Here is a 19,470-nt window from a genome sequence, read left to right on the forward strand (position 1 = left end):
CTGGCCAGAGGTGACAGAAGCTGACCCGGACCCGGCGCCGTCCAGCTGGCGGTGCTCCGCTCCTCCCAACGTCGCGAGAGATCAGATGACTTCTCCTGCTCGGCCCCGCCCAGCCCGCCCGACCCGTCCCAAGGGACAGGGCCAGTGGGCGCTCGGCTACAGCGAACCGCTCAACGCCAACGAGCGGATGAAGAAGGACCAGGACGGCCTCGCGGTCCGGGACCGGATCCTCAACCGGTACCCGTACACCGGCTTCGACAGCATCGACCCGCAGGACCTGCGCGGCCGGTTCCGCTGGTGGGGGCTCTACACCCAGCGCAAGCCCGGCATCGACGGCGGCCGTACCGCGATCCTGGAGCCGGAGGAGATCGAGGACTCCTACTTCATGCAGCGGGTCCGGCTCGACGGTGGCCGGATGACGTCCGACCAGCTTCGGGTGATCGGCGACATCTCGACCCGCTACGGGCGGGATGTCGCCGACGTCACCGACCGGCAGAACATCCAGCTGCACTGGATCCGGATCGAGGACGTGCCGGCGATCTGGGGCGCCCTCGAGGCGAACGGCATGACCACCCAGGAGTCATGCGGTGACACCCCGCGGGTCATGCTCGGCTGCCCGCTCGCCGGCGTCGACGGGGACGAGATCATCGACGCCACCTCGGTCATCGACGAGGTCGTCGCGAAGTTCGTCGGCGACCCGTCGCTGTCGAACCTGCCGCGCAAGTTCAAGTCGGCGATGTCCGGCTGTGCCGACCACTGCACCCTGCACGAGATCAACGACATCGCCTTCGTCGGCGTCGTGCACCCCGAGCTCGGCGCGGGCTACGACCTGTGGGTCGGCGGTGGCCTCTCGACCAACCCGCACCTGGGCGTCCGCCTGGGCACCTTCGTCCAGCCGGACCGGGTGGCCGAGGTCTGGCACGGCGTCGCCTGCCTGTTCCGCGACTACGGCTACCGGCGGCTGCGCACCCGGGCCCGGCTGAAGTTCCTGGTCGCCGACATGGGCGTGGAGTGGGTGCGGGCGACCCTGGAGAAGGAGTACCTCCAGGCGCCGCTGCCAGACGGCCCGGCGCCGGCCGCGCCGCGCACGGAGGGGCGCGACCACGTCGGCGTTTACCGGCAGCAGGACGGGAACTTCGCCGTCGGCTTCGCGCCGCGCGCCGGCCGGCTCACCGGGACCACGCTCACCGCGGTCGCGAACCTCGCCGACCGGCACGGCCAGGGCCGGATCCGCGCGACCACCGCGCAGAAGCTGGTCGTCCTCGACGTCCCCGAGGCCGAGGTGCCCGCCCTGGAGGCGGCGCTGGCGGAGCTCGACCTGATCGTGCGCCCGAGCGTGTTCCGCCGCGGCACGATGGCCTGCACCGGCATCGAGTTCTGCAAGCTCGCGATCGTCGAGACCAAGGCCAACGCGGGCCGCCTCATTGAGGAGCTGGAGCGGCGGCTGCCGGACTTCGACGAGCCGATCGGCATCAACGTCAACGGCTGCCCGAACGCCTGCGCCCGCTTCCAGGTCGCCGATATCGGCCTGAAGGGCTCCCTGGTGCCCGGGACGGACGGCGAGATGGTCGAGGGCTTCCAGCTGCACCTCGGCGGTCACCTGGGCAGCCGGTCCCGGCTCGGCCGCAAGTCGCGGGGCCTGAAGATCACATCGGAGGAGCTCGTCGACTACGTCGTCGGGCTGCTGAAGACCTACCAGGCCGACCGGTCCGACGGCGAGGTCTTCGCCGACTGGGTCGAGAAGGTCGACGAATCCAAGATCACGCACGACGCGGTGGTGGCCCGCGCATGAGCCGACCTTCCGCCGCGCGGGCCGGCCGCCTCGTGTCTTTCGGATCCGGCCAGGCCGATGCTCATCGTCCGCACAGGAACGACCGCGAAGGCCGGGCCTACCGATGAGTGCCCGCGCGGTCCCGTTCTTCTGTCCGTACTGCGGCGAGGAGACCCTGGTCCCCGAGGTGGCCTCCGGAGGCGCGCGGGAAAGGCATTCTCGCGCCTCCTCCGGCCAGGCCGTCCCGGACATCCCGGAAGGGGTTTCCGGCGAGGGGCACGGCCACTGGGCCTGTCGCTCCTGCCGGCGTTCCTTCCGGCTGAGCCTGACCGCGCTGGCCAGCGCCTCGACCTCGACTACTCGGCCCAAGCAGGGGTCCTCGGCCGGCGCGGCTGCGCCGGCCGGGGAGCGATGACCACACCGGAGGAGAACGGCTGATGGACGCCGCGTTGAAGGCCCGCGCCGAGCGCGTGGGCAGGGAGCTGGCCGACGCGCCTGCCGAGGAGATCCTGCGCTGGGCCGTCGAGGAGTTCGGGACGAAGCTCGTCGTCGCCGCGTCGATGGCCGAGGCCGTCCTCGTCGACATGCTCGCGAAGATCCGGTCGGATGTTCCAGTCGTCTTCATCGACACCGGCTACCACTTCGCCGAGACGGTCGGCACCAGGGACGCCGTCGCGGCGACCTACAACCTGCCGCTGATCAGCGTCCGGCCCCAGCTGACCGTCGCGGGGCAGGACGCCGTCCATGGCAAGGACCTGTACGCCAGCGACCCCGACCTGTGCTGCCGGATGCGCAAGGTCGTCCCGCTGGACCGGGCGCTCGCGCCCTACCGGGCCTGGGCGGCCGGGTCGCGCCGGGCCGAGTCGGACGGCCGCAAGGCCCTGCCGGTCGTCGGCTGGGACGAGCGGCGCGGGAAGGTGAAGATCCACCCGCTGGCGACCTGGACCGACGAGGACGTCGATCGCTACGTCGAGGAGAACAACGTCCTCGTCAACCCGCTGCTGACCGACGGGTACCAGTCGGTCGGCTGCTGGCCCTGCACCCAGCGCGGCACCGGCCGGGCCGGTCGCTGGGCCGGCAGCACGAAGACCGAGTGCGGCATCCACTAGCGGACACCACACCCGGTCCGCCGGCTGCTTGATCGCGGCCTGGGCCTCCAGGTGGTCGTGAACCGAAGGCCGGTGCGACCGCCGGAGGGCGCAAACGCTGATCAAGGCCGCTTGAACGGACCGGCGGCCGGATCAGGCCGCCGAGTGCCGGGTGGTTAGGTCGCGTTTGAGCCGGTTTCGGCCGATGGTGGTGCCTTGGTCGTCCAAGTAGGGGCGTGGGCGGCGAAGCCGGTAACGTTCCGTGTGTGTCGAGCGGCTGGGGGGACGGCGCCGGCCCGCCTTCGCGCCCGCGTGGCGCGGGCGGCCCGCGCGGCGGCAACGGGGCGACAGCGCGCCGTGGTCACGTCTGGCTGGTTGGGGCCGGCCCAGGCGATCCGGGTCTGATCACTGTGCGTGGCGCCGAATTGCTGGCGGGAGCGGACGTCGTGGTCACCGACCTGGCCGTGGACGCCCCCCTGCACGCGCACACCCGGCCGGGCGCCGAGATCGTCCGGGTCGGCCCGGACGGCGACCTGCGGGCCCAGGACGAGGTGAACGCCCTGCTCGTCGAGCGAGCACTGGCCGGTGCCCGGGTCGTCCGGCTCAAGGGCGGCGATCCCTACCTGCTCGGCCGCGGCGGCGAGGAGTCCGAGGCCTGTGCCGCCGCCGGTGTCTGGGTGACGGTGGTCCCCGGAGTGTCGTCGGCGCTCGCCGGCCCGGCCTTCGCGGGCATTCCGGTGACCCACCGGGGCCTCGCCCAGGACGTCGCGATCGTCTCCGGCCATCTGCCGCCCGGGCACCCGGACTCGACCGTCGACTGGTCCACGCTGACCTCGCCCGCGCTCACTGTCGTGATCATGATGGGCGTCGCTCACCTCGTCGCGATCGCCGAGGCGTTACTGGCCGCTGGGCGGGAACCGGGAACTCCGGTGGCCGTGGTCGAGCGGGCCACCACCCAGACCCAGCGGGTCCTGCGGACCACCCTGGAGTCGCTCGGCGCCGACGCGGTCGAGACCGGGGTGCGCTCGCCGGCCGTCATCGTCGTCGGGGACGTCGCCGCCCGCATCGACGCCCGCGGCGCCGCCTCCCCGCACCGCCCGGTGCCCGGTCGGCCGGCGGCACCCGTGGGAAGGGCGGATCGGCGAACCAGCCAGGAGGACCGCGCCGGCGGGGCGGATCATGACCTCACCGACGACGGGAGCGGACGGGTGAACCCGATGGCGCGCCCGGCGCCGGTCGGCGCCGATCAGGGGCCGCTGAGCGGGGCACGAGTGCTCGTGCCGCGCACCCGGCAGCGTCCTGGGCTGTTGGCCCGTGACCTGCGCAGGCAGGGCGCCGAGGCCGTCGAGACGGTGGTCTCGATGCTCGCGCCGGTGCCGGACGCCTCCGGGTTGCTCGCCGCGCTGCCCGGGGCCGACGCGCTGGTGCTCGCCGACGCGGACGAGGTGGCGACGGTGGTCGCCCTGCTGCGCGGCGCCGGGCAGGATGTCCGCGCGCTGGCCGGCCTGACCCTGGTGTCGGCGTCCGGCTCCGCGGCGGACGCGCTGGAGGCGCTCGGGCTCGCGACCGTCCGGTCGTCCGCTGAGGTGCGGGTCGCGCACGTGGTCGTCACCGAGATCCCGGTGACCGGCCTGCGGGTTGCCGTCTGCGCGTCGGCCGCGCCGCCGATGGGAGTCCGGACGGTCCGGCGCGTCACGCTGCGGACGGACGTCCCAGCCGCCGCCGACCCCGCCGTCGCCGCCGACCTGCGCGACGGCCGGCTACACGCGGTGGCCTTCGCGTCGTCGACAGCCGCCCGTCGTACCGCCGAGCTCTATGGCCCGCTCCCGCCTGGCCTGCTGGTGGTCGCCATGGGCCGGCGCACGGTCCTCGCCTGCGACGAGGCGGGTATCCGGGTCGACGCCGTCGCCGACGAGCCAGGAATCGCCGGCCTCGTCACCGCGGTCTGCCGCCTGATGGCGCCACATGCCTAATCTCGCCAGGGGAAAGCGCCGCGCTACCTCGGCTAGGAACAGTTTGTGTACCATGTCGCGAACCTATTGTGGTGTCTGCGTAAATCAGCGGTAGCGCTGTATCGGCGTGACTGCCTAGAAGTGGCACGGCTCGTCGGCCGGGGTCCGTTGCTGGGGCAGGAGCTGGCGGCCGTGCCGTGCGCTGGCCCTGGCGGGGCCGGCAGTCTTGGTGCGATTGCCTTCGGCCGGAGGCAGGGCTTCGTCGTCGTTCGTGCGGGTGTTGACCGTGTAGGTCCGGCCGGTGGGGCTGGTCCAGGTGAAGATGCCGGGTCGGGGCTGGTCCAGGTGCCACTGGCCTCGATGTTTGGCGCGGTGGTGGTGCCTACAGAGGAGGCCGAGGTTGTCGAGGGCGGTGTGGCCGCCGTGGGCGTGGTCGATGGTGTGGTCGATGTCGGTGTGGGTGGCGGGCATGCCGCAGCCGGGGAAGAGGCAGCGGGTTTGTTGGTGGCGGATGAGGCGGGCGAGTGCTGGGGTGGGGACTCGGCGGTGGCCGAGGTCGAGGACGGTGCCGGTGGTGGGGTCGGTGAGGACGCGGCGCCAGTGGGCGTCGGCGGCGAGTGCGCGGCCGACGTGGGCGGGGATGGGGCCGTAGCCGGCGAGTTCGGCCGGGTTGTCGTCGAGTCCGGCCAGGGTTCCGACAGGGGCGATGACCTGGAGTTCGACGCTGACGTGTTCGCGGCGGTTGCCGAGGAGCAGTGCGGCCAGGACGTCGGCGCGGCGGGCGTCGATCGGGCGGGTGTCGCCGTCGGTCCGGGCGTCGGTCCGGGCGATCTTGTTGATGCGGTCGTAGATCGCCTGGGCGTCCTCGGCGGGCAGGACCGCTGTGAGCAGGGCCATGCCGTCTTCGAGAGGTTGAAGGCTGATGCTGCGTTGGGTGTGGGCGTGGCGGCGGCGTTTCGCGGCGGCCTGTGGGTCGAGCCGGGCGACGAGTCGGTGGATCTTGCGGCGCCATTGGGGTGGGGAGGCCAGCCGGCTGCCGGCGAGCATGGCGGCCTCGATGGTGGCGCGCTGCGCGGTGGTGAGGCAGCGGGTGAGTTGGTGCAGCGCGGTGAGGCGGGTGTGGTCGAGCATCCCGGCGGTCAGGTCGGCGAGCGCGGCGGGGAGCTGGTCGGCGATCTCCCAGGCGGTGGCGAGCCGGCTGGACATCGTGCGTGGGGACTGTCCCAGCTCGGCGGCGAGCTCATCGGCGGCGAACGGCGAGTACGGATCGCCCGGCTCGCCGTCTCCCTGGCCCGGGTTGGCCGGGCGCTGGCGGGTGAGATGCACCTGGGTGTGGATCGTCAGCCCCTCCAGCCTGGCCGTCAGCCGGGCCAACCTGGCCGCCAGCGATAGCGTCGCCGCTGCGTCGCACACGGCCAGGTTGTTTAGCACGGCGTCGAACACCGCGTCGACCGTGCCGAGGCGCCCGAATAGTTCCTCGACAAGCCCGCGATCCCGCTCGCGGGGGTTTTCGGGCAACAATGTTTCGGTCGACTGGCCGTCGGTCGACTGGCCGACACGTTGAGTGGGGGTCGAGAGTGCGTCAGGCCAGGTGGCATCGGCGGTGCGGTTCGGTGCCGACGGCGCATGGCCGGCCCGGGAGTCGAACATGGGTTCACAATATCGCCGTGGCGGGGACGTGTAAATGCGCTTTACGGGTCGGCCGGTGAGATCGGGAAGGCAGAGAAATCCGCTCTGACACCCGGAGCGAAGGCTTTGACTGTCGAAACTTGGTCGGCTGTGCGGTGCGCATAATCTGGGTGCATCCGGGCTAAGCGTGGCTGATCTCTTCATCGGCCTTGTTTGTTGGCATGGCGGCGCCCGAGGCCTTCGATGATGCTGGGACCCCGGGTGATTCCAGGGCTGCGGCGAGATCGCTCTTGGTAGCACGTGACTACTCAAGGTAGTCGGATTCGGTCGGCACGAATAGGCTGGCAGCGACGTGAACCGCTTGTGGTTACTGGGTTTCCTGATCAACTCTAAGCGCTTCTCCAGGCCCGACCAGACGGGAAGCGTAGTTTGATCAATCTGGACTGTTATCTTGCCGCGGCCCCGGGTGATTCTGTGCTGTTTTGGCTTCCCCGGTATTCGGTGATGCCGGCGCCTCCGGTGATGCCGGGGCCTCCGGCGATGTCGGGGGTGCCGCCGTGTTCGCCGGGGGTTACGCGCCGTTCAGCGGGGATGTCGCCGGTGCCGTCACCGGCTATTCTCCAGTGGGGCCGGGATCGCCGTCCCCTGTCCGTTCGGCGACGCGGGCTCGGACGGCGGTGACCACGCCGGGGTGCAGGCCGAGGGGCTCGGTGACGGTCCAACTGGTGTGGGGGTGGCTGGCCTGCGCCGCGGCCAGCGCCGCCGGGATGTCGTGCGCCGTGTGCCGCCCGGCGAACAGGAAGAACGGGTGCGCGACGATCCGTGTGCAGCCCGCGTCGACCAGCGCCGCGTAGCCGTCGGCGATGTCGGGCCGCAGCACGTCCAGGAACGCGACCTCGACGACATCCCACGCGGGCTGGCCGCCGGGCGGCGCGGCCTGTCCATCCGGCGCCGCGGGCTCGGCCGGGAGTGCCGCGGGCTCGGCTGCCAGTGCCGCGGGCTCGGCCGGGAGTGCCGCGGGCTCGGCTGCCAGTGCCGCGGGCTCGGCCGGGAGTGCCGCGGGCTCGGCTGCCAGTGCCGCGGGCTCGGCCGGGAGTGCCGCGGGCTCGGCTGCCAGTGCTGAGGCCAACGCGAACACGGTCGCGTTGGCCTCGTCGCGGCGTGAACCGTGCCCGATGACCAGCAGACCCCGCATCGGCCCAGTCTGCTCGGTCCAGGGCCGGTCCCGAACTCGACCTGCCGGATTGCTCAGCCCAACCCGGCCGTCACAGGGGTCAGGCGGCGCCGGAGCCAGGAGTAGTGGGCCAGGAGTAACCAGGAGTAAGTGGGGTCAGGCGGCGCAGCGTCAGACGGCGGGGGTGCCGTCGTCGGAGCTGTGGCCGGGGAAGACCTTCGCGGACGGGTCGATGACCGGCGCCGCGTTGTTGACGGCCGTGGCGGCCTCGCCGAAGCCGGTGGCGATCAGGCGGACCTTGCCGGGGTACTCGGTGATGTCGCCGGCCGCGAAGATGCGCTCGACGCCGGTGTACATGGTCGAGTCGACCACGATGTGCCGCTTGTCGATGTTCAGGCCCCAGCGGGTCAGCGGGCCGAGGTCGGCGGTGAAGCCAAGCGCCGCGACGACGGCCTGCGCCGGCCGGACGTGCCGGTCGCCGGACTTGCTGTGCACCAGCTCGACCTTCTCGATCCGCTCCTCGCCGGTGATCGAGGCGACCTCGGTGAACGTGAGCACCTCGCAGGACGAGGCGAGCACCCGGTCGATGGTGTGCTGGTGGGCGCGGAACTTGTCCCGTCGGTGCACCACGGTGACGGAGCGGGCCAGCGGCTCGAGCGCCAGCGCCCAGTCGAAAGCGCTGTCGCCGCCGCCGACGACCACGACGTCAAGGTCGCGGAGGTCGTCGAGGCGGGGGACGAAGTAGACGAGGCCGCGGCCCAGGTGCTCGGTCCCCGTAGGCAGTGGGCGGGGCGTGAAGGTGCCGAGGCCGCCCGTGATCAGGACCACCTTGGCCCGGACCCGCAGGCCCTCCGCGCTGGTGACGACGATGGCGTCCGGCTCGTGCGTGATCTCGGCGGCCTGCTGGCCGAGCAGGTAGAGGGGGCTGAAGGGCGCGGCCTGCGCGACGAGGTCGTTGACGAGCTCGCGGCCGCGGACCGCCGGGAACCCGGCGACGTCGTAGATGACCTTCTCCGGGTACATCGCGGTCACCTGGCCGCCGGCCTCGGGCAGTGAGTCCATCAGTGCGACCGACATACCGCGGAAGCCCGCGTAGTAGGCGGCGAACAGCCCGGCCGGGCCGGCGCCGACGATGAGCATGTCGATGGACTGGTCGACGGACGTGTCACCCATGGCGTCTCTCCATCCGCTGGTGCCCGCGGACCCGGGCCCGAAGCTCGCTCTGGCCCGGCTGGGCCCTGGACTGCCGATAGCGCGTTCTGAACGCCCGAACCCGGCCGATTCGCCGTTCGCCGGACAACCAGGTCCCGGCGGCCAGTTCGGCGCCACTGGAGTACTCCAGGACCTTCATACTGCCCGAGGCTCGGCTGACGCGCCCTGATCCAGGTTGTCGGAGAGTCGGCCGTCCAATGTCACACCCGTGGTGGAACCCGGTGTGACGTCGGATGCGCTGCTCCGTCGGCTGGCGGCCCGGAAAGGTCAGAACTTCGACAAGTCCTCGGGGCCAGCCGGTCAGCGGGTTACCGTCGGCAAGAACACAGCTTGAAGCCTCGGCGATGGCGCCCTGCGACTGTTGGGATTACCCGGCTCGCGGTCGCGGCCGGCGTGTCCCGGGTCACGCCAGGCGTGGATGGACAATGAAGTGAGGTCGACGAGCGGGGTGGCAGTGACGGAACGATCGGTGCGACCGGAGCGGCCCTCGGCTGGACCGCCGCTCCCGGGCGAACCGCTGCGCTCCTCCGACCCGAGCCAGATCGGCCGCTATGAGATCCTCAGCCGGCTCGGCGCCGGCGGCATGGGCGCCGTCTACCTGGGCCGCGACCCGCGTGGCCGGCGGGTGGCGGTCAAGGTCATCCGCGGCGAGCTGGCGAACGACGACGAGTTCCGGGCCCGGTTCGGCGACGAGGTGACGGCGGCCCGGCGGGTCGCGCCGTTCTGCACCGCCGAGGTGCTCGATGCCGACCCGCATGCCCGCCACCCCTACCTGGTCACCGAGTTCATCGACGGGAAGCGGCTCGACGAGGTCGTCGAGGAGTCCGGCCCGCTCGGTATGTCGACCCTGCAGGGCGTCGCGGTCGGCGTCGCCAGCGCGTTGACCGCGATCCACGGCGCCGGCATCGTGCACCGCGACCTCAAGCCCAGCAACGTCATGCTGTCGTACTCCGGCCCCCGTGTGATCGACTTCGGGATCGCCCGGGCGCTCGACGCCGTCGCCGGCCGCACCCGTTCGGGCATCGTGCTCGGCTCGCTCGGCTGGATGGCGCCGGAGCAGATGGAGGGCAGCCCGGTCGGCCCGGCGACCGACATCTTCGCGTGGGGCCTGCTGATCGGCTACGCCGCGACCGGCGTGCACCCCTACGGCCAGGGCACCTTCTACGAGATCTCGGAGCGGGTCCTCACCGGCACCCCGGACCTGTCCGGTATCCCGGAGGACCTGCGCGCCGTGGTGGCGCGGACTCTCGGGCGCGACCCGCGGCTGCGCCCGTCCGGCGAGCAGATCCTGCTGACGCTGCTCGGCGAGCCTGGCCGCGGCAACGTGCGCGCCGCCGCGACCCGGGTGCTCGACGGCACGTGGCCGGGCGTCGGTGGCTTCGACCCCACCCGGATCGGCGGGCCGACCGAGGCGCCGGCTCGCTCGTCGGCCGCGAAGGCCGCCGGCTACGGTGCCGCCGCGGGCGCTGCCGCCGGCTACGCCGTCGGGTCGGGACTGGACCGTCCGAATGGTCGTGGCGCGGGCGGCGACCCGGCGTACCGAGGTGGCCAGGCCCTCGCGCCGCGCCAGCCCGCCGACCTCGACGACCGGTACCGGCAGCACCGCGAGCCGCGGGCCCGCCAGGCAGGCGCCGGCTACCCCGCCGGCGCGGGAGACGCCGGGCGCGCACCCGGCGTCGGCGGCTACCCGAACGGCCGCGGCTACCAGGCTGGCGGTGCCGCGAACCGGGCGGCGGGCCGCAGCCAGCGCGACGGCTACATCCGCTATGAGAAGCCGGCCGCGCCACCGCCGGCGCGCCCCGCGCCACCGCCGGCGCGCCCCGCGCCACCGCCGGCGCGCCCCGCGCCACCGCCGGCGCGCCCCGCGCCACCGCCCGCAGCGCCGCAGGCTCCGCACCGGCCGCCCTACCAGCCGCCGGCGCAGGCCCGCCCGACGCCGCCCGCGCCGGAACCGGTCGCCCGGCGCGAGCAGATGCCACGGCGCCGCCGACGGATGCGGCTGCGCATCCCGTTCAAGAAGACGATCATCTTCGTCATCCTGGTCATCGTGCTGCTCGGGTCGGCCGACCGGATCGCGAGCGCGGTCGACAAGCAGCGCCAGACGTTGCAGCATCGCCTGATACATCGGATCGAGCAGCAGTGGCGGCACCAGACGAGCAACGTCGGCGGCCAGCTCGGCGATCAGATCAGCAAGCGGCTGCAGGACAAGTCCGGCATCACGGCCCCGTTGGCCTCGCCAGGTCGGTGACGGTCACCCACTACGGGTGATCGAATGAAAGACAGACCGTGTTCGACGCGCATGATGAAGGCCTCTGGCAGGTACAACCCCCTCATGGCGAACTTCACGCAGCGGGTCTCGGAGATGCTGCACAGCCCGAAGACCCAGGAGATGATCAACAAAGTCAAGTCTCAGGCCACCAAGCCCGAGAACAAGGCGAAGATCACGAGCTTCACCGACAAGTTCCGCAACCGGGGAGGCGGCTCCTCGACCCACGGCGGCGGCTCCTCGACCCACGGCGGCGGCCCCAGCTACTGACCCACCAGCCCCAGACCCCGTCGTCCCCGAGCGCCCTACGCCCGGGGACGACTCGTCCGACCAGACCCCGCGCGACCTTCGCGTGAACCTCGGCCAAGCTCCAATCCCAAGGCCCGGCGTCCAGAGCCGCGAAGCGCGGAGCGCGGAGCGGCAAGACGTGAGGAACCCTCGGAACGTGACTCGGCCAAGGTCCTGACCCTGGACAAGCGCCCGCCTCCGCACCTCGCCCTGTCCCCGAATCACGTTGGGGAGGGCGCTCAGCGCCCGACCCAGGCGGAGCGGCCAGAGGCGCCAAGCGCCGTCTCTGGCCGATCGCCGGTAACGTCAGGGTCGTGAGCGAGATCCGATCCCTGCTGGCCCGGGCCGCCGATGGTGGCCGGATCACCCCCGATGAGGCGTTGCTGCTGTACACGCAGGCGCCGCTGCACGCGCTCGGGCAGGCTGCGGACGCCGTGCGCCGGCGTCGCTTCCCGGACGGCATCGCGACCTACATCATCGACCGGAACATCAACTACACCAACGTCTGCGTGACGGCGTGCAAGTTCTGCGCGTTCTACCGGGCACCGAAGCACGAAGAGGGCTGGGTCCGCGACGTCGACGACATCGTCGCCAAGTGCGGCGAGGCGGTCGAGCTCGGTGCCACGCAGATCATGCTGCAGGGCGGCCACCACCCCGAGTTCGGCATCGAGTGGTACGAGACCGCCTTCTCCTCGATCAAGGCGGCCTACCCCCAGCTGGCGCTGCACTCGCTGGGCGCGAGCGAGGTCGTGCACATCGGGCGCACCTCTGGGCTGACCCACGAGCAGGTCATCGTCCGGTTGCGCGCCGCCGGGCTCGACAGCTTCGCCGGGGCCGGCGCCGAGATCCTCACCGAGCGGCCGCGGGCCGCGATCGCGCCGCTCAAGGAGCCGGGCCACGTCTGGCTCTCGGTGATGGAGACCGCGCACGGCCTGGGCCTCGAGTCAACAGCGACGTTCATGATGGGCACCGGCGAGACGAACGCCGAGCGGATCGAGCACATGCGGATGATCCGTGATGTGCAGGACCGTACCGGCGGGTTCCGGTCCTTCATCCCGTGGACCTACCAGCCGGAGAACAACCACCTGAAGGGCCGCACCCAGGCGACTCTCTTCGAGTACCTGCGCCTGGTCGCGGTCGCCCGGCTGTTCTTCGACAACGTCGCCCACCTACAGGGCTCGTGGCTGACGACTGGCAAGGAGGTCGGCCAGCTCACCCTGCACCTGGGTGCCGACGACCTCGGCTCGGTGATGCTGGAGGAGAATGTCGTCTCCTCGGCTGGCGCCCGGCACCGCACCAACCGGACCGAGCTGATCCACCTGATCCGCTCGGCCGACCGGATCCCGGCCCAGCGCGACACCCTGTACAACCACCTCGTCGTCCACCGCGACCCGGCCGACGACCCGGTCGACGAGCGGGTTGCCTCGCACTACTCGTCCACCGCGCTCCCGCTCGTCCAGGCGAGCTGAATGCGGGCGATTCGTGCCGCGGCTCGGGAGCCGCGCCGGTGACCGCCTTGGGCAAGCCCGACCAGACCAGCGCGCCCGAGGCCGCCGCCCCGGTTGGCCGGGGAAGACGGGCTGGTCTGGACAAGCGTCCAGACCAGGTCGCCGCGATGTTCGACCAGGTGGCGCGCCGCTACGACATCACCAACGCGGTCCTGTCGGCCGGGATGGACCGTGGCTGGCGGACGGCGACCGCGCGCGAGCTGCGGCTTGCCGCGGGCCAGCGGGTGCTCGACCTGGCCGCCGGCACCGCCACGTCCTCGCGGGCGTTCGCCGCGGCCGGTACCGACGTGCTCGCCTGCGACTTCTCCGTCGGGATGCTGCGCGCGGGCCAGACGCGGCTGGCTCGCCGGCCGCCGGCCGCCGGCTCCGTGCGGCTGGTGGCCGGAGACGGGCTGCAGCTGCCGTTTCCGGACGAGGCCTTCGACCGGGTGACGATCTCCTTCGGGCTGCGTAACGTCGCGGACGTGCCGGCCTGCCTGGCCGAGCTGCGCCGGGTGACCCGGCCGGGCGGGCGGCTGGTCGTCTGCGAGTTCAGCCAGCCGACCTGGGGGCCGATGCGCCGGCTGTACCTGGAGTACCTGATGCGCGCGCTGCCCGCGGTGGCCCGCGCGGTCTCCAGCAGCGCCGACTCCTACGTCTACCTGGCCGAGTCGATCAGGGCCTGGCCCGCGCAGCCCGACCTCGCCGCCCTGCTCACGGCGTCCGGCTGGACCAACGTCGGCTGGCGGAACCTCTCCGGCGGCATCGTTGCCCTGCACCACGGCGACCGCTGAGGTAATTCCGCGGACGCGTCGCCAGCGTGGGTACGGAGATCGGCAGCGGGGATGGTCCACGGGATGGGCAACGGCGCTGAGATCGGCGAGCGGGCCGGGCGGCACGACCGCCCGCCCTCGGCCGACCGCACCGCGGTTCTTGTCCGTTTGTCATAACTGCCCGTCGGTCGGGCGGTGCCGGTCCGCGCCGGTCCCCGCGACCGGGTGCCTACCTGGGCGGTGAAATCGGCCCGGTCGCCGGCCGGGTGGCTGACGTCTCGCCTGTCGTCCTTGACGGAGTCCAACCCAGGCCGCGCCCGCCCAGGCCCTCCTGATCGCTCTACTTTGTCGCGGCTCGGAGATCGCCGTGGTAGCAGGGCCTGACAGGCGCCGATCGCGAGCGTGACCGGGCCTTAGCAGATGAGCTGGGTCACTCGATGGTGGGTCACTTGTCAGAGCGCCGACAAATCGGCCGGGCGCCGGCGGCGGGTCGAGCTCCTCTCGGCGCCGCATCGCCCCAGTGGTCGAACGGCTGCCCGGCGAGGCAGTTCGGGCCCGATCGCGCCTCGTCATGCGACGTAGGTGGCAGCGCAACGACCCTTCGTGGTCGCCCGAAGAGCGACGTCGGCCAGTCTGGGAGCGGAACCATCCTGGTTGATGCCAATGGCGGTGTGAGCGCCTACACTCGGCCGTGGCGGGACGCTCGTGAAGAAATTCACGAGCGTGGCGAGGAACACGCGGGCAACGACCGGCGAACGGCCGGGGTTCCCGCCGGTCTGCCCCGGAGGATCCGCGAAGGAAGATGCGGAACCTCAGGAGGCGGATCGGTGTGGCACCTGGTGACGAGTCGGCTGTCGGTGGGGAGTATCGGGTGACTGGGACCACGGCGACGTCGGGCGGCGCGACAGGCGCCGATGCCGACGTGATCGTCGTCGGTGCCGGCCCGGCTGGCTCCGCCGCCGCGTACCACCTGGCCAACGCGGGCCTGGACGTGCTGTTGCTGGAGAAGGCGACCTTCCCGCGCGACAAGGTCTGCGGTGACGGCCTGACGCCACGAGCGGTCGCCTGCCTGGTCAAGATGGGGATCGAGACCGGCCAGGACGCCGGCTGGGCCCGCAACAAGGGCCTGCGGATCGTGGGCGGTGGCCTGCGCCTGGAGCTGCCCTGGCCGGAGCTGGCGAGCTTCCCGGACTACGGCCTGGTCCGCCCTCGCGCGGACTTCGACGAGCTGCTCGCCCGGGCGGCCGAGAAGGCCGGCGCCCGGCTGCGGGAGGACACGACGGTGTCCGGCCCCGTGCGCGACGAGCGGACCGGCCGCGTCGTCGGGGTGACCGCCCGGTCCGGGGACGACCGTGAGCCGGTGACCTACCGGGCGCCGGTCGTCGTCGCCGCGGATGGGAACAGCGCCCGTCTCGCTCTCTCGATGGACATCCGGCGGCGTGACGACCGGCCGCTCGGAGTGGCGGTCCGCCGCTACTACCGCAGTCCGCGCACCCATGATGACTACCTCGAGTCCCACCTGGAGCTCTGGGAGGGCAAGCCGAACGCCAGCCGGCTGCTGCCCGGCTACGGCTGGATCTTCGGGATGGGCGACGGCACCAGCAACGTCGGCCTCGGGATCCTGAACACCACCCCGGCCTTCGGTAACACCGACTACCGGGATCTGCTGCGCCGCTGGCTGTCCGCGCTGCCGCCCGAGTGGGGGTACACCGAGGACAACGCCACCGGGCCGGTGCGCGGCAGTGCGCTGCCGATGGGCTTCAACCGCACCCCGCACTACGCCGACGGCGTGCTGCTCGTCGGCGACGCGGCCGGCATGGTCAACCCGTTCAACGGTGAGGGCATCGCCTACGCGATGGAGTCCGGCGAGCTCGCGGCCGAGGTGGTCGCGCAGGCGCTGGCCCGGCCGGCGGGCGCGGGGCGGGAGAAGGCGCTGCTTCAGTACCCGGAGGCGGTGCGGGCCCGCTACGGCGGCTACTACACGCTTGGCCGCGTCTTCGTGAACCTCATCGGCAACCCGACCGTGATGCGGATGGCCACGAAGTACGGCCTGCCGCACCCGGTGCTCATGAGGTTCATGTTGAAGATCATGGCGAACCTCACTGACCCGCGGGGAGGTGATGCGCACGACCGGGTGATCAACGCACTGTGCCGGCTCGCGCCGAGCGCGTAACTCCAGACGTGGAATGCGCCGCGACCGGGCCAGCGATACCGCGAGCCGCGCCAGCGGTACGGGGGCTGTCGCGCAGGGAAACCACAGTGGACACCCGAACAACGTGGGTCAAAAGGTCCGTCCGTACTACCCCTATTGCGCGCCGAAGGCCACGGGAAAGTGCCGGTGCGCAATTGTGCGGCCATGCGCGCCCAGGCGAGCGAGAACCTGGACCGAGTAGGACCGCCCGGCCTGGGCGGCGTATAAGGGAACAGAACCGAACCGGCGCAGCGCCGGCCAAAATTTCTCTGGAGAGAGGAGCTCGGCATGCTCTCCAACTACGTGCCGATCCTCGTCCTGATCGCGATCGCCACAGCGTTCGCGGGCGGGTCGATCGTGATCAGCATGCTGGTCGGGCCGAAGCGGTTCAACCGGGCAAAGCTCGACGCCTATGAGTGCGGCATCGAGCCGGAGCCGGAGCCCGCCGGGCCCCGCCGTTTCCCGGTGAAGTTCTATCTCATCGCGATGCTCTTCATCGTCTTCGACATCGAGATCATCTTTCTGTACCCGTGGGCGGTCGCCTTCGGCGGGCTGGGCGTGTTCGGCCTCGTCGAGATGGTGCTGTTCGTGGCTACGGTGTTCGTCGCCTATGCCTACGTCTGGCGGCGGGGAGGCCTGGAATGGGACTAGAGGAGAAGCTGCCCAGCGGGGTGCTTCTCGCCAGTGTCGAGAAGCTCGCCGGAATGGGCCGCAAGTCGTCGCTGTGGCCGGTGACGTTCGGCCTGGCGTGCTGCGCCATCGAGATGATGGGCACCGGTGCCGCGCGCTATGACCTCGCCCGGTTCGGCATGGAGGTCTTCCGGGCGAGCCCCCGTCAGGCCGACCTGATGATCGTGGCCGGCCGGGTCAGCCAGAAGATGGCCCCGGTGCTGCGCCAGATCTACGACCAGATGCCCGAGCCCAAGTGGGTGCTCTCGATGGGTGTCTGCGCCAGCTCCGGCGGCATGTTCAACAACTACGCGATCGTCCAGGGTGTCGACCACATCGTCCCGGTCGACATGTATCTCCCCGGCTGCCCGCCGCGGCCCGAGATGCTGATGGACGCGATCATGAAACTCCACCGGAAGATCCAGACCGGGCCGGTCAACGGCAAGCTGGACCGCACCGAGATCGGCAACTCGCCGTACCCGAAGCCGATCGAGGTCGCCACCGCCCAGTCCGCGCTGCCCGAGGGCAGCCTCGACACCCGGACGCTGTCGGTCAACGACCGCAAGCGGTTCCGGATGCCGGCCAATGCCCCGCTGCCCGCTGGCCGCGGCGCCGTCGAGGCTGTGCTGAACGACCGCAGGCCCGCCGCCGTAGCGCCGCCCTCGGTGTTCGGTCGCCGCAAGATGCTCCCGGTCGTCGGCCAGCCCAACGAGGAGGCGTTCGACCCGGAGCTGTTCGACGCCGAGCCGACGGACAACATCCACGGCCGCGGCACCGGACCGACGACCAAGGACCTGGGCTGATGAGTGACCTGGAACAGGGCGGCGGAGCTGGCCGGGGCGGCCGCGCGGCGTCCCGACACGACGCCTTCGGCGCGAAGGGGACCGGAGACACCTCCGGCTTCGGCGGGCTGGTCGCCCCGGCGCGGGTGCTCTCCTCCAGTGAGCGCCCGTTCGGCGACGAGAACGCCGACGCGATCTACGACGCGCTGGAGCGGGCCTTCGCCGGGTTGGACGAGGCCATCGAGCTGGTGGTCGTCGACCGCGGCGAGCTGACGCTGCACGTCCGTCGCGAGCGGCTGCTCGACGTCGCCCGCGCCCTGCGCGACGACCCGGCGCTGCGGTTCGAGCTGCTCTCGTCGCTGTCCGGTGCCGACTACCCGGACGACCCGAGTGGCCGACGGCTGCACTCCGTCGCCCACCTGCTGTCGCTGACCCACCGGCGCCGGATCCGCGTCGAGGTGTCGGTGTCGGTCGAGGACCCGGCGATGCCGAGCCTCACGCCGGTCTGGCCGACCGCCGACTGGCACGAGCGGGAGACCTACGACTTCTTCGGCATCGTCTACGACGGCCACCACGGGCTGACCCGGATCATGATGCCGGACGACTGGGTCGGCTATCCGCAGCGCAAGGACTACCCACTCGGTGGCATCCCGGTCGACTACAAGGGCGCCCAGGTGCCGCCACCCGAGAAGCGCCGGAGCTACTCATGACCGCCGACACGCACATCCCGCCGGGAGCGGGCCCGTACGAGGCCGGCTTCACCGAGTCGGGCGCGAACCGCGTCTACACCGTCACCGGTGGGGACTGGGAGCAGGTTCTCGGCGCGGGCGAAGAGGCCGCCGAGACGATCGTCGTCAACATGGGGCCGCAGCACCCGTCGACGCACGGTGTGCTGCGCCTCGTCCTCGACATCGAGGGTGAGACGGTCCGGCAGACCCGGCTGGTCATCGGCTACCTGCACACCGGCATCGAGAAGAGCTGCGAGTACCGCACCTGGACCCAGGCGGTCACCTTCCTGACCCGGGCGGACTACCTCTCGCCGCTGTTCACCGAGACGGCCTACTGCCTGTCGGTGGAGAAGCTGCTTGGTATCACCGAGCAGATCCCCGAGCGGGCGACCGTGATCCGGGTGCTGGTGATGGAGCTGCAGCGGATCTCCTCGCACCTGGTCGGCCTCGCCACCTCCGGCATGGAGCTCGGCGCCACCACGGCGATGATCGTCGGCTTCCGTGAGCGCGAGAAGATCCTCGACCTGCTGGAGATGATCACCGGCCTGCGGATGAACCACGCCTACGTCCGCCCCGGTGGCCTCGCCCAGGACCTGCCGGACGGTGCCGAGAAGGCGATCCGCGGGTTCCTGGCGGACATGCCCGGCCGGATCAAGGAGTACCACCGGCTGCTGACGGGCCAGCCGATCTGGCGCAACCGGATGATCGACGTCAACTACCTGGACGCCGGCTCCTGCCTCGCCCTCGGCGTCACCGGGCCGCTGCTGCGGGCCGCCGGGCTGCCCTGGGACCTGCGCAAGACCATGCCCTACTGCGGCTACGAGAACTACGAGTTCGACGTGCCGACGGCCACCGAGGCCGACTCCTTCGCCCGCTACCTGGTGCGGCTGGAGGAGATGTCCGAGTCCCTGAAGATCGTCGAACAGTGCCTGGACAAGCTGTCGGCACTCGGCCCCGGCCCGGTGATGGTCGCGGACAAGAAGATCGCCTGGCCGGCGCAGCTGTCCATCGGCTCCGACGGCATGGGCAACTCGCTCGCTCACATCCGGGAGATCATGGGCACCTCGATGGAGGCCCTGATCCACCACTTCAAGCTGGTCACCGAGGGCTTCCGGGTGCCGCCCGGCCAGGTGTACACGGCGATCGAGGGCCCGCGCGGCGAGTTGGGCGTCCACGTCGTCAGCGACGGCGGGACCAGGCCCTACCGCGTCCACGTGCGTGACCCAAGCTTCGTCAACCTGCAGGCGGTTCCCGCGATGACCGAGGGCGGGCAGGTCGGCGACGTGATCGTCGCGGTCGCCTCGGTCGACCCGGTGCTCGGGGGAGTTGATCGTTGATGGCTGTCACACCACAGGCCAGTTCCGGGCTGACGCCGTCTGAGGCACCGACGGTTCCTGATGCCGTGAACAGTCCCACCCCGGCTGGTCCGGGGGGCGGAGTTGGACCGTTCAGCGCCGCGA

Annotated in this window: 15 protein-coding genes; 12 read left to right on the plus strand and 3 right to left on the minus strand. The window is 71.5% G+C overall.

Annotated elements, in window-relative coordinates; translation table 11 throughout:
- The first annotated feature begins 85 nt into the window (after nucleotides 1-85).
- The 3 genes from FRADC12_RS17130 (at nucleotide 86) to cobA (ending at nucleotide 4,832) form a co-directional block, all read left to right on the plus strand.
- On the plus strand, nucleotides 86-1,792 hold the full coding sequence (locus FRADC12_RS17130; protein WP_045877402.1) for a nitrite/sulfite reductase: 1,707 nt from the start codon (nucleotides 86-88) through the stop codon (nucleotides 1,790-1,792).
- 416 nt (nucleotides 1,793-2,208) lie between these two features.
- Entirely contained in the window at nucleotides 2,209-2,880 is a 672-nt protein-coding gene (locus tag FRADC12_RS17140; protein WP_045877404.1) for a phosphoadenylyl-sulfate reductase, read from the plus strand.
- A 389-nt stretch (nucleotides 2,881-3,269) separates the two neighbouring features.
- Complete coding sequence (gene cobA / locus FRADC12_RS17145) at nucleotides 3,270-4,832, plus strand: uroporphyrinogen-III C-methyltransferase (RefSeq protein ID WP_232303857.1); 1,563 nt, start codon at nucleotides 3,270-3,272, stop codon at nucleotides 4,830-4,832.
- A gap of 114 nt (nucleotides 4,833-4,946) precedes the next feature.
- Here cobA and FRADC12_RS17150 read toward each other — a convergent pair whose 3' ends face one another.
- The 3 genes from FRADC12_RS17150 to FRADC12_RS17160 form a co-directional block, all read right to left on the minus strand.
- Nucleotides 4,947-6,329, minus strand: a complete 1,383-nt coding sequence (locus FRADC12_RS17150) for an HNH endonuclease signature motif containing protein (RefSeq protein WP_502685266.1) — start codon at nucleotides 6,327-6,329, stop codon at nucleotides 4,947-4,949.
- Nucleotides 6,330-7,053: 724 nt separating this feature from the next.
- Nucleotides 7,054-7,635 carry a sirohydrochlorin chelatase gene (locus FRADC12_RS33245; RefSeq protein ID WP_045877406.1) on the minus strand — a complete coding sequence of 194 codons (582 nt, stop codon included), beginning with the start codon at nucleotides 7,633-7,635 and terminating at the stop codon, nucleotides 7,054-7,056.
- Between the two features lie 150 nt (nucleotides 7,636-7,785).
- The gene (locus FRADC12_RS17160) at nucleotides 7,786-8,787 is read right to left on the minus strand and encodes an NAD(P)/FAD-dependent oxidoreductase (protein ID WP_045877407.1); all 1,002 of its coding nucleotides are present in this window, start codon (nucleotides 8,785-8,787) and stop codon (nucleotides 7,786-7,788) included.
- Nucleotides 8,788-9,295: 508 nt separating this feature from the next.
- Between FRADC12_RS17160 and FRADC12_RS17170 the strand changes: the two genes are divergently transcribed.
- The 9 genes from FRADC12_RS17170 (at nucleotide 9,296) to FRADC12_RS17210 (ending at nucleotide 19,347) form a co-directional block, all read left to right on the plus strand.
- Entirely contained in the window at nucleotides 9,296-11,074 is a 1,779-nt protein-coding gene (locus FRADC12_RS17170; RefSeq protein ID WP_349305876.1) for a serine/threonine-protein kinase, read from the plus strand.
- 84 nt (nucleotides 11,075-11,158) lie between these two features.
- Nucleotides 11,159-11,362: a hypothetical protein gene (locus tag FRADC12_RS17175; protein ID WP_045877410.1), complete on the plus strand. Its 204-nt coding sequence runs from the start codon at nucleotides 11,159-11,161 to the stop codon at nucleotides 11,360-11,362.
- Between the two features lie 332 nt (nucleotides 11,363-11,694).
- A complete protein-coding gene (gene mqnC / locus FRADC12_RS17180) occupies nucleotides 11,695-12,849 on the plus strand; it encodes a cyclic dehypoxanthinyl futalosine synthase (RefSeq protein ID WP_045877411.1) in 1,155 nt (384 codons plus the stop codon).
- A 47-nt stretch (nucleotides 12,850-12,896) separates the two neighbouring features.
- Complete coding sequence (locus FRADC12_RS17185; protein WP_157489144.1) at nucleotides 12,897-13,661, plus strand: demethylmenaquinone methyltransferase; 765 nt, start codon at nucleotides 12,897-12,899, stop codon at nucleotides 13,659-13,661.
- An 808-nt stretch (nucleotides 13,662-14,469) separates the two neighbouring features.
- Nucleotides 14,470-15,813 (plus strand): geranylgeranyl reductase family protein, encoded by a 1,344-nt coding sequence (locus tag FRADC12_RS17190; RefSeq protein ID WP_232303858.1) that lies wholly within the window; start codon nucleotides 14,470-14,472, stop codon nucleotides 15,811-15,813.
- A 306-nt stretch (nucleotides 15,814-16,119) separates the two neighbouring features.
- Nucleotides 16,120-16,482, plus strand: coding sequence for an NADH-quinone oxidoreductase subunit A (locus FRADC12_RS17195; protein ID WP_045877413.1), 363 nt, complete (start codon nucleotides 16,120-16,122; stop codon nucleotides 16,480-16,482).
- Nucleotides 16,473-17,303, plus strand: coding sequence for an NADH-quinone oxidoreductase subunit NuoB (locus FRADC12_RS34420; RefSeq protein WP_045877414.1), 831 nt, complete (start codon nucleotides 16,473-16,475; stop codon nucleotides 17,301-17,303). The genes FRADC12_RS17195 and FRADC12_RS34420 overlap by 10 nt, the downstream gene beginning before the upstream one ends.
- Nucleotides 17,303-17,992: an NADH-quinone oxidoreductase subunit C gene (locus tag FRADC12_RS17205; RefSeq protein ID WP_045877415.1), complete on the plus strand. Its 690-nt coding sequence runs from the start codon at nucleotides 17,303-17,305 to the stop codon at nucleotides 17,990-17,992. Before FRADC12_RS34420 ends, FRADC12_RS17205 begins: the two co-directional genes overlap by 1 nt.
- Nucleotides 17,989-19,347: an NADH-quinone oxidoreductase subunit D gene (locus FRADC12_RS17210; RefSeq protein WP_045877416.1), complete on the plus strand. Its 1,359-nt coding sequence runs from the start codon at nucleotides 17,989-17,991 to the stop codon at nucleotides 19,345-19,347. The genes FRADC12_RS17205 and FRADC12_RS17210 overlap by 4 nt, the downstream gene beginning before the upstream one ends.
- Nucleotides 19,348-19,470: the final 123 nt, after the last annotated feature.

The organism is Pseudofrankia sp. DC12, assembly GCF_000966285.1.
GTDB lineage: Bacteria > Actinomycetota > Actinomycetes > Frankiales > Frankiaceae > Pseudofrankia.